Origin of the sequence: Vreelandella nanhaiensis, assembly GCF_003990185.1 — a bacterium.
GTDB classification, from domain to species: Bacteria; Pseudomonadota; Gammaproteobacteria; order Pseudomonadales; family Halomonadaceae; genus Vreelandella; species Vreelandella nanhaiensis.
This window is the reverse complement of sequence record NZ_RZHF01000028.1, coordinates 22,425-38,389: the sequence shown is the minus strand read 5'-3', so window position 1 is coordinate 38,389 and position 15,965 is coordinate 22,425. Positions and strand designations below refer to the sequence as shown.

Genomic DNA, 15,965 nt, shown 5'->3' with positions numbered 1-15,965 from the left:
TGGCGAGGTGCGCGTATTTCATCGTCCACCCCCATCGCCCGACATAGACAAGGGCGCCGTTGCCAGTGTCCGTAAGTGGCTAGAAGAGAATGAAGCACCATGAACAACCTCATGGTTATCGACGGCTATCGTGCCGTGATTCAGTACGATCCAGAGATTGAGATGCTTCGTGTCGAGTTCGTCGGGCTTAACGGTGGCGCTGACTTTTACGCCGATAGTGTCTCAGATCTTCGCAAAGAGGGGGCCGGGTATCGCTTCGCATTTTTCTAGAGGAGTACGAGCGTCGCGGCATCCAGCCAACCAAGTCCTATTTGGGCAAGTTCCAGGTTCGCCTGCCTGCCGAGATTCATGAGCATGCAGTTGATGCTGCTACCGCCAGCGGCCAAAGCCTAAACCAGTTTGTGGCAACCGCCATCGAACACGAGTTCAAGCTTAGCATTAGCCCCGCTTCGGCGGGGTTTTCTTTACCGTCTCATGGGTTGTACGCTTTATTGCACAGAAACCCCATAACCGTTACGAGCTGGGGAACGCTTTTAGCGGGAGGCCTAAAGATAAAGGCTTCAATGGCTTTATACGCAGCTGCCTGTAATCCAGGCTCTGCAATATCGCCAGCCCACATTGCTAGACTGTCCTCTGATTCGCCTTGGCTAACCCTATCTCTTGCCTCAGTTGCTATTTCTGTGAGCTTCTGACGATCGCTGCATTCGCTATTTGTCTGGCCGAAAGCTATAGAGGGTAATAAAACGAGATACAAACCCATTATTAACTCTTTCTTCATTATCCCGCTCCCCAGTGTTGGATTATATTTCGGTAGGGTAACGCAGGGAGAGGTTAAGGAGTAGAGGGGATTAAGCGGGGCTTGGTGGTTAGGCCGCAGTTGGGTAGACCCACCTGGATACCTACCTGTCCCAAGTGACACGGTGATGCTAAGAGTGTTTCCAAAAAATCTACCGTTAGAATTCGAGTGCACCCAGCGTCGCTTCAATTTTTTACTCGAAGGTTGTTGTGATCTGACAGTGGATCTTGACCTTGCCTAATTCTCACGGCAGCCCTTAGGCGGCTTGGTTTTTCACGCGCGCGTACTGGTCAATGGCACGCATAAGGGCCGGCACTTCTGGCTGGGATACGTGAGCGTAATTATTCCCCTTCCCTGATTCGATGAACTCTCCACGCCTCGTATAGGGTCAGAAGAAACACGTCCGGCAAAAGCCGCCATATCAAACGCCTCGGCGGCTAGCGGCTTACTACGCACCTCAGAACGCTTCATACCCGCCTCTATGTATGCTAAGGAAGTTATTATCTGTCGGCATACACTCTCGTATACATAAAAGCATGGTTTGAGAGGGATTCACGTGGGGTGATTATAGGTAGGCCGACAGGGTAAAACCCGCGTGGTTGTCTGGTTTTTGGTATAACGTGGGGGACTTTAAAAAGTGGTATGGCGTCCCTGGCAGGAGTCTATAAAACCATGTAATAGCATGATTTTAAATAACTAAATATAAAGACAAAAAATACAATATACCACTACGTATACCAGTACCCCACCTGCCCCCCGTATAGCGTAGATAACATCAATCAATTGTAATTTCGTATGAGGCACGTGTGATCTGTTAGGGTTAGGAGCTATATTTTAGGCATCTCTGACATTATATCTGCCCCCCCGCCATGTATCTCTACGCTGTTGGCGTCTTATTGACCACCCTTTTGTGGCTATTCAGACTCTAACCTAGAGGCCATAGATAGTGCGATATCAATATACGCTTCTATTGGCATACCTCTAACATCAAACTCCTCATCGTGTGCAGCTTCATTCCGCAGCTTGCGGAGCTGGTCGAACTGACGGAACTCGTTCTTGCTCAAAACCTCTCCTTTGAGCATTTTTTGAAGATGAGGGGGGCTTCTCGCATACCGGTTTTCTAGATCAGGGTATAACTTCGCAGCCTTTTTAGCTGCAGCCGATTCAACGATACGAAAAGATTCGAGGACGGCTGACCTTGGTGAAATATCAGCCAGTCGAGACAAAAAATCAAATTGGTTTTGATACTCATTATTTCGTGCCAGCTCCTCACCTTCAATGCCTTGTGCTTCACGCTCTTGTATGAGTTCAGAAATGCCTTCAGCAAACTCAATCTCTGTTTCTTTATGCTTCAACTTTTTCAGTCTCAGAAGCAGATCGGTGACTTTGTCTCGTAATAGAACAACCACGAAAACTGTTACCGCTGGCCACGCAAGTGAGTCAATTATCTGTGAGAAAAATGTTTTCCAATCCATATTTATTTATCCACAACGGCCTAATCGCCGGGTCTGCAGTTTAGAGTGCTTTTTATGGTAGAGAAAGCAAAGCGACACCACGACAAAATAAGCAAACTAGCTAGATGAATATGCATTAGCTTATTATTTCCAAGGCACGAAGAGCTACTAGAATGGCAAGCCATAATCGCTTAGTTCTTTTATCTCTATATCAATTTTATCTATCATTTCAAACGCTGAACTCTTCAAATTATCTATGGTTTTTCTATCGATAATAACTTGATCGCCATCCGCTGTTTTCCCGTTTCTATGAACAAGGTCATGACGCTGTATAATATATTTTTGCATATCACCTATATGAGGAAATTTTATTCCAAATGTATCTTGATACATCTGCTTTACCACTGGCAACTTGTGGTAAATCGTACCTAGCATGATATTTTTTGCTTTTTCTTTAATTTTTAATGATTCGTAAAAAATCTCACTAAGGCTTATTTTTTGTTTCTTAAATTCTGGGTGTGACTGTACAAAACGTTCTAGATATAGTGGATTTGAAATCACTTCATTAATGAATGCATCTGACAAATAGGTCTCAACAGCACCAATAATACTTATAAAAACCTGACGAAGAAGAACTCTATGCAAGTTTTGATCTGCTATTTCTAATTCCAATAACCCATCGAGATCCTGCAATTCACTTATAAAGCTTAACCTATAGTTTTCGTTCCTCGCGATTGCACCGAGTTCGTACTCATCTTCTTCGCTTCTCTCAAGTACCCAAGGCGCTATTTCAACAGTCCAATTTTCGCTTAAGCCTTCTACATTTCTCAAAACAGACGGATCATTGTCTTTAGAAAATTCAATAATGTAACTATATACATTACCATCCGTGGATACTCTCGCGGTAATTTCATACTCCAAATCTTGTAATTCTCGCCACGAAACACCCAGGATATCCGCCAATTGAATATAGCGGCTTTCTTCATTTTCTAGGTAATATTCTTTAATACTGCTCATAATTTACCTTGTGACATATAGCAGGAATTAGACTTCTTAACTTATGACTGGATGAACGTGCAGGTACATTTGTACAGAAACATACAGCCTGACAAATACTAAATCCTATGTTCTAATTAAGAATTATTTATAATTAGGTTAAACTGATCTGCACATACAAGATACGTGTGTCTGTTGCATTTCCCTGAATGGCCGCTAAGGTAGATAGGAGCCTAAACAAGGGCATTCCTGTTTCTTCCAGAAGCTGCCTTTTAGTCGTCTCTGATATAACGCTTTTGTTTAGCGAAGTCCCGACAGGGGCGCCCGGTGGAGGCCGCAGGCCGGAACGAACTACAACAACTTGTTATGTGTTGACTCCGATTTCACCACGTAAACTCTTGATCAAGTTGCTGTATTCTTCATAGAAACGGTCATAAGCTTCTTTTTCTGGCTCTTTGTATTTTAGAGTTGGATCAGGTGATTGAATTAGCAAGACACCATTCTTTGGTGCTGGATACGCTTTTAAATACAACGGAGCCCATTCTTGGTATAAATCAGCCACCCGATGATATCTACCGACTACCTCTGTTGAAGCTAACAATCCTACTTCAGCCGTCAGTGTGCTAAACCGTGAATTCAAATCGCTCTTTTTGTAGTTTCGTGATTCTTTTATAAGATCTTCGAATGTCTCGTGAATTTTTACGTAAAGGGCCTTCAATTCGTTGTGAGCAGCCTCTTCTTTACTTAGCTCGCGCATTCGCTTATCAGAGGCTTGCTTTAGTCTCCATGTGAATACCGCAGACCATAGAGCAAACATTCCTGCAATTACGGAAACAATAATTGGTACATATTCCTTCATGGATTCGACTCTCTATCCCCTACACATAACGCCCGCAGCACGGGGAAAATTGCAGCGCAGCGGAAATTTTGTCCCAGTGGCTGCGATTGTTAAGTTGCTACTCAGCGCTCAAATTTACGGCTAAAAATTGTCCCACTTCTTTTATCATTGCCCGTACATCTTCAACGGTGAATTCATCAGGCTTTCCATGAGCGGCACTGTTTCTAATATCAGCAAGCGCTGTAACTCTTTTTTGCTGAAGCTTGTTGTATGCACCTTTTTTTGCAAGGTCAGCATTCATTTTATCTAGCTTTGAGTGTGGAATAGTATTTCTGTCGCACAGCTCTCTTAGGCCGGTCTCGAGTACAACGCCAGCGATAACCGCAGCTGCTATGTGATATCCACTCGCAAGAAGCTCTTCTGCTTGTTCTAGCTCGCTATCGAAGACTTCTGCTTGAACTAAAGATTTTATAGAAGTTAAATACCCTCCTTCAAAATCATCTTTCGCTGCACTGAAAACGGCTCGCGTTCGTTTTAGGGCACTATGATAGCCGTCCCCTAAGCCAGCAACCTTCTCAGATTGAGTGAATTCAATAAAATGCTGGGACTTTTCACCGCATACTTGGAGGATTATATTTTTAGCCTTCACCCGCCAAGCAAGAAAAGCATCACTATCAATTTTCCAGCCGTCACCAAAATCTCCAGAGGACCTAGTTTTGGAGGAGTCTATAGCATCGATCTCGCCAATCAAGTTTGTGAATCGCTCGGAGATTTTCTGGTTCACTCTGATTTCCTTGGTTTATGACTTAACGCTCGTGTAATAGGCGCAAGCTTGCGAGCGTCCTAATTGACGCGCTTGTTAAGTTGCTACTCATAGAAACTACTGTTATCTAAATACATACCCTGCTCGTAAAAATCTAGCTCAGTTGGTTTTTCTATACTAGCAACCAGGCAAAACGAAAAAGGCACATCATGACTCATTGACATACCGTCATGTTTAGACCCGTAATTTAATTCACACTCTACGAAGCCTTCGCCTTCAAACATGATGGAATCTGGCTCTACCCTTGAAAGCCAATACCCTTCTATATTTATACCTTCCACGATTGTCTGACCAGATAATTCAATAAGGGCCTCATGCGATTCAAACATGAGCTTATCGAAAACAACATCATGAACTTCACTCTCTATTTCTTCTGTAATATGGCCCTTTATATCGGAGAGAGTGGATAGTATTGCCGAAAAAGTAACTACAAGATCTTTTAAAAATGAAAAAGCTTTTTGTGGTGACAACCCTTTATATTTCTCGCTTATATGGGTATATTGATTGAGCTTTCTGTAAAGCTTTACATATTCTTTTATAAACTCATCGACTTCCTCTTCGATCCAGTCAGGAAGAACCGAATCGACAAAATAGCCTTGAGCACAGAATTTCAATTGTTGCTTTCGCGTAACTTCATAATCCTCACTTTCTTTTGAGTACCACTTGGCTTTTTTGACATCTTCCGTTGTAGCCAGCCTATCGACCACTTTAGTTAGAAGCTCTCGAATCACGAAGGCAAAATTATTGAATCTGATCGGGTTTCCCATGCTGCAATAATTTCTGAGTGCAGCAGTATATATCTCCTTCTCAAAGTCACTTTCTAAGTGAGAGTAGAGCTGGGCCACCTCCGGAATTAATATCAATTTCTTTAACTTCATGCTCGATCTATCATGGCAACTTAACATAGATTATCGTGCCCGCTGCATAACATGGCTGAATTAGCATGCTGCTTTCGCCGGAAGGGCCACCTTGGGTCGATGGCTGCCGTAAAGTACGGGTATAGAGGTTCCTGATACGTAAGAAATACAGGCTTCTGAAATCAAACAATGAGCTCGCTCAACGGCACCATTAGTGGTTGCTGATAATTTACAAATTATGGTCGCAATAAAATTAATCCTCATGAGCCCATGCCTCCACTAATTAATTATTTTTAGCAGTATTGCCCATTCCTTTCCGTCTATGCAACCCGTTTAGCTGCGACTTTAGACCATCCTACGCCGGAAGGCTTGAGCTCCACAGGGTCTTGTCAGGAATGTCCTTTTTAGCTTTCGGCCAGCCGATATCACAGCTTTAGTTTGTTGCTACCTGCTCTATTCGTTAAAACTGCATAACCCCGCATGAATTCGCATAATTTTCATGCACCCATTTTCCACCAGCCAGCCCAGCAGTAGCGCGGTTTGGCGGCGTTTTCAGGGGTGCATAAAAACTACTACATTTAGCGCGCGGGCGGGGCGGGGTGTCGATAGCGCGCCGTGGGGCGCGGCCGGTACGCGGGTATGAGGTTGGCAACATCCTATCTAAACGGCCTGTGGACGCGTTCAGTGGCTGCCCTTTTCTCGCTAAGCCCTAACATACGAACGCCCCGCACAAGGGCGGGGCGTAGATCACATACCAGCATCTTTTGCCTATGCGGCGTCGAGATCTTCCAGGTTGGGCACGTACTCCATTAGCGCTTCAAGCTCCTTCAAACGACGAGAGAAGCCGAAAGTGGACGGGTATTCGTTGGCATCGGCCTCACAGCTTAGACGCTCGGGTAGCTGCGCAGTCGGTGTTACCACCTTTCTAACCTTTGGCAAAATACTCGCCACGAGTTCACCTAGCGCTGAATATTGGCGATCACGGATCTCGTGGTTTACCTGGATCGTATCTTCTCGACTGAGCTGGGAAGCGATAGCACTTCCTCGTTTAAACGATACATCGAAACCCAGGCCAACCATGAAAAGGTCATCGTTGTAGGTATCCTCTTTGATACGCTTGAACAGTGTGGGCACCTCGGCACTCAGTGCCGCAATTCCGTCGGTGGTAGACAGCTCTTTTAAGCTGTTTATCAGCGCATTGTGTGATGACAGCTCACACCACAGCGTCACCGTCTTCTGTAAGACTTTTCTTGCCGCGTGGGTATGCATCTGGAGCCATTCCAGTTGCGGCTCGAGCATCGCAATCATTTCCTGAGTCTGCTCGGCTTCGACCGACCATTTGCCTTTCTGCTTGAGCTGCTCCCGTACCGACTTACTCTGCTCTCCAAATCCCTTCACGAAATCTAGCCGCCATGCTTTATCCGACGCCTCGGATTGCTCGTTCAATGCAGTTAGGGTCTTCCTCAACTTGTTCAGTCTGCTTGAAGCACTCTCGAGCTTCGAGCGCCGAACCATGTAGGCGGCACGCTCCCGCTCGATCTGTGCCTCCAGCTTCGCTTCTGATACTCCCAAATCGACAACCTCGGGGGCTTTGAAGTAACGCATATTGTCTATCTGCATGGTGTGTCGCTCCTGCTCAGTGGCTTTAGGGGTGGCCGGTGTCTGGTCGGTCATGTGGGCCTCACGTTGGGCTTGTGTGCGCGGGTGGAACGGTGGAGCCAGCGCCCCACCAACGGGAAGTGGTCAGTAAGGTGTAAATCCGCCTGCCAGGAAGGGGCATCGGTCTCAAGTGATGGGAAAAAGTTCGCCCATCAACAAGCTTCCTACCCCTAATATTCCCCTGACTGTTTTCAAAAATGCGGGCAACGTGGCAACACCGGCAACACCATTGATTTAATTGGTATTTTTTTTGGCAACCTGTAGCCGCTTTTTGAAAACGGCAACAGGTAGGCACAGGGGATATATAGGTATAAAGATATGTGTTGCCTTTGTTGCCACCTCTCTTATTAATAGGCAACACCTCAACCCCCCGTGATTGCTGGGCGTTGCCGTTGTAGCCAGTGTTGCCATAAAAACTAGGTTCACGTGTAAATTGCTTCTTCATCATTCGCCTCCTCGCTCGCCGTCAAGCTTGTCGGGATCAATGACGAAGAAGCGCGTGCTCCCTCCTCCTGGCAGGCGGTAGTTTTTCTGGCGGCGGCCACTGTCGGTTTTGGCCAACACGTTGTAGGTTTCCAGGGTACGAATCACGCGGTCTCTGCCATAGCCCGCTGCCGCTTCCGTTAGTGAGGCACGGTTGAACAGATACAAGCGCTTTCTGTCCTCGATCTCGTAGTAACCGGCGCGGTGCTTGATACCAGCATTGGGCAGCTCAGCAGCGATATTAGAAAAGCGGCTATCACCGTGCATAGCGATAAAGTCTGATAGCGCGCTAAGTATTTGACGATCTTCTGCGTTTCCATCGCCTACGCTGGCGACCCACTCGCGGAATAGCTGACGACTGGCGTTAGCTGCGGTACCTTCTTCCCACGGCAAAATGCCGTAGGTGGTCGCCAGTTCGCCCGCTAGGCCAATGATGGCGAAGCGATCCGCCACCCTGCCCGCCTGGGGGCCATCGGAGTTGAACCCTGCCCGCACTTCAGCAAAGCGCTGATAGAAAACGTCGGGGTCAGTCTCCTTAATCAACCGTTCGACAAACGCAGGCCCCACCACACCGAAGTGGTGCGCGGTAGCTGTGGTCAGCTTCCGGTGAAAGGTGGCCCCGTCCATGCCGTGTACGTCATCGAAGGCGCGATAAGTGCGGGTTCCCGCGTTCACGTCCACCATGCGCAGCTCTGCCCCGGCGTGGGCGGCGTTACCGGATATGGCCGCATGTTCAGAAAGCGAGCGCTCGCCGCTGGATAGCGCCAATACGCGCCAGTAGAGCTTGGGCCGCCCTTCCCGCTCGCGGGTCATCGTGCCTTTGCCGGTGCCGTTAGCGATGGCGTAGGCCATTTCTTGTACCCGTTTGGGGTCGGCGCGCTTGATCTCGTCCAGAATCAGCACCGTGTCATTACGTGACGATGCCTCGATCTCGATACCGCCCCGCGACATATCCCACGAGGCGGCGAAACGGCTGGGGTCGCCCCACACTGAGGCAGCGATAGCCTGAGCCAGTGACTTACCACTTGAGGAATCGCCTACCAAATGCACGCCGCCACCGTTTACCCCTACTTTTGAAAGCAGCGGCCCGGCCAGTGCGCAGCACACGGATAGAATCAGTACCGGGTTCCCCTGGCAGTAATACGCCAGCTCGCTTTGCCAGCTTTCCAACGTGCCGCGTTCGGAAAACAGGTGCGCCCCCTTGCCGCTATCCTGAAAGCGCACATCCTGGCCGCCCAGGATCTTGCTAGGCAGTACAAACGCGCCGCTGGCGTCGTGCCAGCCGGGTTTGGTGGTGGTGGCCAGCACGCGCTTTAGATCGTGGTGGCTGGCGATATACGCAGGCACATAACGGCGCTGGTGGTACTCCACCTTTAAGCCCTGCCGGAAAAGGGCTTTCAATACCTCCTCACCTTTACCGGCCAGCGCTTCCATGGGCATGACGTACTCGACCACGCGGCCCCGGTGCTTGAAGTGAAGTAGGCGGCCTACGCTACCGTCATCGCTATTAACCGTCTCAGCGTCCACATGCAGCGGCGCACATACCCATAAATCAAACGGCTGGCCGATATCATCGCCCTGCCCTTGCTTGATGCCGTGAAACCATGTGCCTGCTTTGAATAGCTTTCCATCTACCAGGGTCTGGCCTTCGTACACGGCATAGCTTGGCCGCTCCAAGGTGTCGATCTCCGGCGCAGTCGGTTGGCCAACTAACGCAAGATGGCTTTGCTGCTCACGTTTCTTATCACTCATCATGGCCCCCTTGCTGGCGATACCAGCGCGCCAGATCGTTAAAATCGGTCAATCTATGGGGGGCTTCCTTTGGCCAAGCGGGGAAAAGCACTAACGCGCCCACCGCTAATGCAGCAGCGTTCGCGGCTGTGCGCCCAGGGTTGCCAGGGGTAGCGCGGTCATCATCACCGGCTATTACCATTTCAAGGTGGCCATACCGCTCGCACAAGGCACGGGCCACTGGCTCCAGATTGCCAGCATGCATGGCACACGCCACCGGCTCGCGGGTATGGGCGTAAATAGTCGCCCCGGTAGCCCAGCCCTCACACACATAAAGCGTCTTTCCGGGCATTACCCGGCCAAGCGGCGCATAGGCGCCCTGCACTTGCCCACCTTTCAAAAAGCGCTTATTGCCTTGGGCGTCGATCAACTGAACGTTGACCAGCTCCCCATGTGCATAAAGCGGCACCATTAACTGGCCTTGCGGCGTTTGCCGAAGTCGGTAAGGGCTTATGCCTTTGTCCACTAAGTAGGCGTGGCCAGGGCATGCCGGTTGCGCGCTTTGCCAAAGCCGTTTGGCGAGTTGGGCCGCTTTCTGCAAGGAGGCTATGCGCTCGGCTTCTGCCTGTTGGCGTAGCTGGCTTTTGGTAGACGTAGAGGTAATGGGGGGTGAGGCTTGCGCCTCACCGTTGCGTTGAAAAATACCCAGCCCTAAGCGCTGGTCAATTTGCATGGCCGCCTCGACCTGTCGGCAGCCCTGTAAGTAGCTAAGCAGCGATACTAAGTCGCCACCATGGGCATCTGAGTCAGCAAAGTCGTTCCACTTGCCGCTGGCCAGTGATACGCCAAACGAGCCTTTACCCTGGTCGTCTCGGGCCGTGTTGCGCGCTACCCACTCGCTACCCTGGCGGATGCCATCAGGCAGCCATTCGGCTAGTAACGTCTCAACGTCGTTTAATGCGGCTATGGCTACTTGTTGGATCTTTTGAACGGTCGATTTAGCCATGCTCGCCCCCCTTCCTGGCAGGCGCTGCTTGGCCTTTAGCGACTCGCCGGGCAGCCATGAGCAAATCGAGTGAATCAGCAAGCAATAGTCGACCAGGTAACGCCACATTAGCTAGGTCACGCGCATCAGCGCAGGCCCCAGGGGCATCTAGTGTGCTTAGCGTCATCATCAGATTGCTTGCCGCTTCCAGGCGAGTTTCGCACTGGTCGAATAGATCCTCTGCTCTGGCGCGGGGGTCGATCAAAAGGCACTCGGCCTCGGTAAGGCAAAGCGCATCTTCAAGGCGTGGCGTTGGATTAGACATGGGGCACCTCCTCAACAACAAGGCGTTCCAGGTCGATCATTAATTGGGAATGGTCTTCGGAAGAAATGTGGCCAAGTGCGGTAGCCATGCGCACCAGTCCCAGCAGGTAAGAAAGCTGTTCGGGGCGACGGTTTACGCGATAGGCAATAAGTTTGGTGCCGATTAAGGCAGTGGCAATTTGCGAGGGGGAAATTTGGGTGTGCGTATACGCACCTTGGCTTTGATTGGCCATGGGTAAGACTCCTTCGTGTATGGAGTCACCAACAACCGTTCTCACGCGATTGGAGGCGACTGTACGCGGGGTGAGAAACCGGCCACAAAGGAAACCGGCCACGCCGAAGCGTGCCCACGCACAGCCACCATAAGGACGCATTACAGGTACAAAAAAAGCGCCTGCAATGGTAGGGGCGCTGTAGCGCCTTTGTGAACTCGGGTTCTCACGCCCGGCTGTAGATTTTGCTACAGCACAGCCATGATAATCATTCCTCAGTGTTCCTCGCAAGCCTTCGAGGCAGCAAATTACGCTTAATTTGATATGCTTCATGTCTTCCCTTTGATGTTTCTTCGCTTAGGCTTCAGTGCTCCCCGCGCTGGGGCCTTTTTGCGATTTACAGACAAAGCTTCCCCATACCCGCTGAGCGTTGGCCCAGCAGCGTTAAAGCTGTTTGGTGGGGTTTAGGGGTCTAGCAGTCGGTTTCGATGTAACCGGCAGGCAAGCCATGACTGAAGTGCTGGCCGTTACTACCTGGGCCGTTCAATAGCTTGGCGTAGACGTTACCCGTAGTGCCCTTACGGAACGTTTTTTGATGCGGGGTGCGCATTGCGTCCGCCATGGCAGTTTCAATCGCGGCCATATCCTCAGTGGTTAGGTTTAGCGTGGTGCCGTTGATAGTGATCTCAAATTGGCTCATGCGCGTTGCTCCTGCGGTTGGGCGGTCATGCGTAGCGGTGCGGGGCGATTTTCCAGGGTCTGGCGTTTGCGCTCCTCGAGGCAGTGGGCGATCCAGCTATCCACCTCCTCCTCAAGCCAAGCAACGCTTTTGCCGCCAATCGGTACCGGGGCCGGGAAGGTGCCCTGGCGGATGCCGTCATAAATGGCCGAGCGGCTTTTGCCGGTTTTCTGCTCCACCTCTTTACGGCGTAACAGTCGGTTGCCGAGCTGGATCTTGTTCACCGTTTTGAAAGGCGGTGTGTGGGTGGTGAGTTCAGGCATTATTTCGTGTCCTCGCGGTGTCTTCCGGGTATGTACCCTACTGGCCCTATGAAGCTTGACGGTTGTCAGTGGGGCACGCCATCGGTGGCCGTTGTGCCAATCTTCCCGCACAACGCCCTATCCGCTGCGTGTGCTTCGATTGTCATCACAAGGGGAGCCCTGAGAGTCGAAAGGAGGTTCTAAGGTGTGTCATGTGGTGAGTTCCTCGCGTTGATAGATGGCGTGACAAGCGTTGCGTTCAAGACACCAACAGCTTGACGAGGAACAGGCAGGACGGCCAGAAACACCTGCTGTAAACACTGTATGGACATACAACAAAAAGGCGCTTCACCACCCATGTGTAGTGAAGCGCCCAAATAAAAAACCCATGGTTAAATACTTTTAATTACTAAAATTCAATAGCTTATGAAATAAAATGACTCGATTTTTCTCTGTTGTAGAAATGGCGAATCTTACAACACGCAGCCGTTCTGACCATCTCTCAGTGGTGGCGCTGGCCTTTCCCTTTACCACTTTTGGCAGACGTGGCGTGCTCGATCGCGTGAAGCACCAACGTAGTATCCACTACCGTGGAGTTACCTTGGTGCAAGTTCGTCATGGCAAGGGTATGGACAGTTTCGGGAAGAATATCCACGGCGTCGTAACTGAATTTCTCGAAGGTGTAGCAAGCGTCATCAGGAACCCATACGGTGAACCCTAAGTTAGAGGCGCTTCTTACCGTCGCCTCTACTGCACCTTCACTGCTCGATCCCACCACCACGAGTTGGCGAATGGATCGCTTAAGCAGCCAATCCTCGATGTTGGAGCGTAAAAAGGCATCCGTGATGCTTTTATCGAAAATCTTCTCGTTAGCGAGAGGTTCTAAACCAAGTTTAAAACGCACACCAGGATGGCCGGGGGAATAGGGAGAGTCTGGATCACCTGAGAGATGACGAACATGGATGATGGGCAGCGAGTTCTCACGCCATGCACTCAACAGCCGAAACATGTTGTACTCTGCGCGCTCGTTATTGCGCTTTCTAAAAACGGGATAGTACATATCCGCTTGCTGCTGATCGATGATCATCAACGCACATGCATCAGGGTTTAAGCCCATTAAACCGAAATTTTCCGCCACCGCATCGATTGTCGTGTCACTGAATACCTCGTCAGCTTTAAACTTATTGCCACACTTCTCGTTAGTGCATTCTTGATATAAAACATGATACCCCTCTGCCATTTTCCGGCTCGATCTAGTACGGGTTTTCGATCCGCAATTAGGGCAATTAATAGGTAGCTTGAGTCGCATTTAAACCTCAGCGCTAATGTTATCTAGGTAGTTCGCCCAAAACTGCATCATCGCAGGGCGCTGATCCGGGGCCATGTGCTGGGCATGGGTGTAAACACCTTCAATGCCTGGCAGCTTGTGCGATAGCTGTAGCTCAATCCATTCCCTTGGGTAGCCAAGCTCTTTTAGCCCGGTGGCCACTACATGGCGAGTACCGTGGGGCACGTGTCGCCCTTCGTATCCTATGCGCTTGAGTGCCATGCCAAACGCCGCATCAGATAGCGGCTTACGTGGGTTGTTCCGGCCTGGGAAAAGCAATTTGAACGTACCTGTCAGCTTGTGCAGGTAGCGCAGCTCGTCAACGGCCTGGGTAGGCAGTGGCACTTGGTGCGCCCTGCCCATCTTCATGCGCTCGGCGGGGATCTTCCAAACGGCGGCTTGTAGGTCGAACTCTTTCCACTCGGCCATACGCAGTTCACCGGGGCGCACTGCGGTTAGCAGTAGAAGCTTGAGGCCAATGCGCACAATGGGGCTTTTATCGTATGCCTCAATATCGCGTACAAGCTCGGGTAGCTCGTCTTGGGGGATATGGTGAAAGCTTCCCCGCTTGTAGGGCTTGAGCGCCGTATTCAGGTCGGTAAGGGGGTTGTAACGAGCGCGGCCCGTTATGATGGCAAAGCGGTAAATGTCGCGGCAAAAAGCATGAAGGCGGCGTCTCTGCTCGAATTTGCCAGCGTCTTCCAGGCTGCGCAGGATTTCGAGCCATTCAAGCGGCACGATGGTTTCAATGGCGCGCTCTCCCACCTTAGGAAAGACATACATCTCAAGCACGCGCTTACTGTCGTTAGCCCGCTTAGACGTTTCTTTCCAACGCGGCACCATGGAAGCGTGCCACTCCATGGCCAACACCTTGAACGTATTCTGTGAGGCGTATTGCTGCTTACGTTTATCGTCCTGCTTCTGCTCTACTGGGTCGATTCCCTGAGCAAGCAAGCGCTTTATATCGGTGCGCTTCTCTCGGGCTTCAGCAAGGCTTATATCAGGGTACTTACCAAGGCTGGTCATGTTGCGTTTGCCGTTGGGGCGTGTGTAGCGCAGACGCCAGCCACGGCGGCCATCGGGCCAGATCCTAAGTTCTAATCCCAGGCCATCTGAAAGGGTGACAATTTTCGTGCCGGGCTTGGTTGCGTTTATTTGTCGAACGGTTAGCGCCATGATGGTATATCGAGTATTTCCGAATGGAGGTATATACCATTCTGTATACCACTTGGAAGCTGGATTTGAAAGGAACGCTGAGGAACAAGGAGGGCTAAAAATCTTAGTATTTCAGAGTATTACACTCTATTTTTGGCTTTCTCAGGACTTGTGAAGAATGCCCGTTGGCGTCCCTGGCAGGAGTCGAACCTGCGACCTGCCGCTTAGGAGGCGGCTGCTCTATCCTACTGAGCTACAGGGACTTTGCTTACAGAAGGGGCACATAGTATAGCGTGTTCCAGATAACACTCCAACCCGCTTAAGCTGCTTCTTATATCCAGCCGAGCATCCGTAGGGCAAAAATTCCCAGGGTAATACTAATACTCGCCATCAGAGTGGTGATGGCGATGATGTTGGCGGCCAGGGCCGCGTTGCCGCCCATGGCTTTCACCATTACAAAACTGGCCGCGGCGGTGGGGCTGGCGAAGAAGAGAAACAGCAAGCCGAGTTGCTCGTCTTTAAAGCCCATCAGCCAGGCGGCAACGGTCGAAAGTACGGGAAGAACCGCCATTTTCATAATGCTGGAGCTGAAAGCCACTTCGCTTTTGTCTCGAATACTTGAAACCGAAAGCGTGGCACCAATACAAATCAGCGCCAGTGGCAGTGTAAGCGAGGCAAAGTATTCCCCCGAGGTCATCAACCAACTGGGTAGTGAAATGGAAAGCGCTGTAAACGGTAAGGCTACCACTACCGAGATAATTAACGGATTGGTGGCAATATGCTTGAGGATGCTTCGCCAATCGGTCGCCTGCCCCGGCTGATATGTCGCCAATACTACAACTGATAATGCGTTGTACATCACAATGACTACGCCCACCAGCAAACTACCTGCCGAAAGCCCATAGTTGCCGTACATTCCGGCTGCCAAGGCCAGCCCCACCACCCCACAGTTACCACGAAAGGCTCCCTGAACATAGATACCCCGCTCGGCATAGGGAATGCGGTAACGCGCCCATAACCAGCTCAACAGAAATTGACCAAGTGTCGCGGCGGCGAAAAACAGCATCAGCGAGATATCCAATGCCACGCTAATATCCGCTTTTATCAAGCTAAGAAAAATCAGCGTAGGTAGCGTGGCCTTAAAGACCAGCGCTGAGGCCGTAGACACAAATGCTCGATCAATCCAGCCAAGGCGCTTTAGGCCAATACCTAGAAAAACCATAGCAAACACAGGTAAGGTGATATCCAGCGTTTGAGTAAACAGTTCAAGTAGGTTCACAGAGTTGTCTCAACCAATTCAGCAAGCTCTTGTATTCGGGGTTATCTATAATTTTTTGAATTGAA

General features: G+C 50.2%; 17 protein-coding genes, 1 tRNA gene and 1 pseudogene. 2 read left to right on the top strand and 17 right to left on the bottom strand.

What is annotated here, in order from left to right:
* The first annotated feature begins 99 nt into the window (after positions 1 to 99).
* On the top strand, positions 100 to 270 hold the full coding sequence (locus ELY38_RS19475) for a hypothetical protein (RefSeq protein ID WP_246009179.1): 171 nt from the start codon (positions 100 to 102) through the stop codon (positions 268 to 270).
* Between the two features lie 41 nt (positions 271 to 311).
* Positions 312 to 356: pseudogene (locus ELY38_RS19730) on the top strand (hypothetical protein); the annotation flags it as partial.
* Between the two features lie 116 nt (positions 357 to 472).
* On the opposite strand, the gene ELY38_RS19465 reads toward ELY38_RS19730, so the two are convergent.
* From ELY38_RS19465 to ELY38_RS16945, 17 genes are all read right to left on the bottom strand, one after another.
* On the bottom strand, positions 473 to 778 hold the full coding sequence (locus ELY38_RS19465; RefSeq protein WP_246009188.1) for a hypothetical protein: 306 nt from the start codon (positions 776 to 778) through the stop codon (positions 473 to 475).
* Positions 779 to 1,710: 932 nt separating this feature from the next.
* Positions 1,711 to 2,271 carry a hypothetical protein gene (locus tag ELY38_RS17020; RefSeq protein ID WP_127063363.1) on the bottom strand — a complete coding sequence of 187 codons (561 nt, stop codon included), beginning with the start codon at positions 2,269 to 2,271 and terminating at the stop codon, positions 1,711 to 1,713.
* A gap of 147 nt (positions 2,272 to 2,418) precedes the next feature.
* On the bottom strand, positions 2,419 to 3,267 hold the full coding sequence (locus ELY38_RS17015; RefSeq protein ID WP_127063362.1) for a hypothetical protein: 849 nt from the start codon (positions 3,265 to 3,267) through the stop codon (positions 2,419 to 2,421).
* A gap of 343 nt (positions 3,268 to 3,610) precedes the next feature.
* Entirely contained in the window at positions 3,611 to 4,105 is a 495-nt protein-coding gene (locus ELY38_RS17010) for a hypothetical protein (RefSeq protein ID WP_127063361.1), read from the bottom strand.
* 97 nt (positions 4,106 to 4,202) lie between these two features.
* Positions 4,203 to 4,868: a DUF4145 domain-containing protein gene (locus ELY38_RS17005; protein ID WP_127063360.1), complete on the bottom strand. Its 666-nt coding sequence runs from the start codon at positions 4,866 to 4,868 to the stop codon at positions 4,203 to 4,205.
* Positions 4,869 to 4,951: 83 nt separating this feature from the next.
* Positions 4,952 to 5,785, bottom strand: coding sequence for a pPIWI-associating nuclease domain-containing protein (locus ELY38_RS17000; RefSeq protein ID WP_127063359.1), 834 nt, complete (start codon positions 5,783 to 5,785; stop codon positions 4,952 to 4,954).
* A 747-nt stretch (positions 5,786 to 6,532) separates the two neighbouring features.
* Positions 6,533 to 7,438: a hypothetical protein gene (locus tag ELY38_RS16995; protein ID WP_127063358.1), complete on the bottom strand. Its 906-nt coding sequence runs from the start codon at positions 7,436 to 7,438 to the stop codon at positions 6,533 to 6,535.
* 429 nt (positions 7,439 to 7,867) lie between these two features.
* Positions 7,868 to 9,658, bottom strand: coding sequence for a DUF927 domain-containing protein (locus ELY38_RS16990; protein WP_127063357.1), 1,791 nt, complete (start codon positions 9,656 to 9,658; stop codon positions 7,868 to 7,870).
* The gene (locus ELY38_RS16985) at positions 9,651 to 10,643 is read right to left on the bottom strand and encodes a toprim domain-containing protein (RefSeq protein WP_127063356.1); all 993 of its coding nucleotides are present in this window, start codon (positions 10,641 to 10,643) and stop codon (positions 9,651 to 9,653) included. Before ELY38_RS16985 ends, ELY38_RS16990 begins: the two co-directional genes overlap by 8 nt.
* Positions 10,636 to 10,947: a hypothetical protein gene (locus ELY38_RS16980; protein WP_127063355.1), complete on the bottom strand. Its 312-nt coding sequence runs from the start codon at positions 10,945 to 10,947 to the stop codon at positions 10,636 to 10,638. The genes ELY38_RS16985 and ELY38_RS16980 overlap by 8 nt, the downstream gene beginning before the upstream one ends.
* Entirely contained in the window at positions 10,940 to 11,179 is a 240-nt protein-coding gene (locus tag ELY38_RS16975) for a hypothetical protein (RefSeq protein ID WP_127063354.1), read from the bottom strand. Before ELY38_RS16975 ends, ELY38_RS16980 begins: the two co-directional genes overlap by 8 nt.
* Before the next feature lie 451 nt (positions 11,180 to 11,630).
* Complete coding sequence (locus ELY38_RS16970; protein ID WP_127063353.1) at positions 11,631 to 11,858, bottom strand: hypothetical protein; 228 nt, start codon at positions 11,856 to 11,858, stop codon at positions 11,631 to 11,633.
* Positions 11,855 to 12,160, bottom strand: a complete 306-nt coding sequence (locus ELY38_RS16965) for a helix-turn-helix transcriptional regulator (protein WP_127063352.1) — start codon at positions 12,158 to 12,160, stop codon at positions 11,855 to 11,857. Before ELY38_RS16965 ends, ELY38_RS16970 begins: the two co-directional genes overlap by 4 nt.
* A gap of 481 nt (positions 12,161 to 12,641) precedes the next feature.
* The gene (locus tag ELY38_RS16960; protein ID WP_127063351.1) at positions 12,642 to 13,448 is read right to left on the bottom strand and encodes an isochorismatase family protein; all 807 of its coding nucleotides are present in this window, start codon (positions 13,446 to 13,448) and stop codon (positions 12,642 to 12,644) included.
* Positions 13,449 to 14,642: a tyrosine-type recombinase/integrase gene (locus ELY38_RS16955; protein ID WP_127063350.1), complete on the bottom strand. Its 1,194-nt coding sequence runs from the start codon at positions 14,640 to 14,642 to the stop codon at positions 13,449 to 13,451.
* A gap of 165 nt (positions 14,643 to 14,807) precedes the next feature.
* A tRNA-Arg gene (locus tag ELY38_RS16950) sits at positions 14,808 to 14,884 on the bottom strand.
* 68 nt (positions 14,885 to 14,952) lie between these two features.
* A complete protein-coding gene (locus ELY38_RS16945) occupies positions 14,953 to 15,900 on the bottom strand; it encodes an AEC family transporter (RefSeq protein WP_127063349.1) in 948 nt (315 codons plus the stop codon).
* Positions 15,901 to 15,965 lie beyond the last annotated feature (65 nt).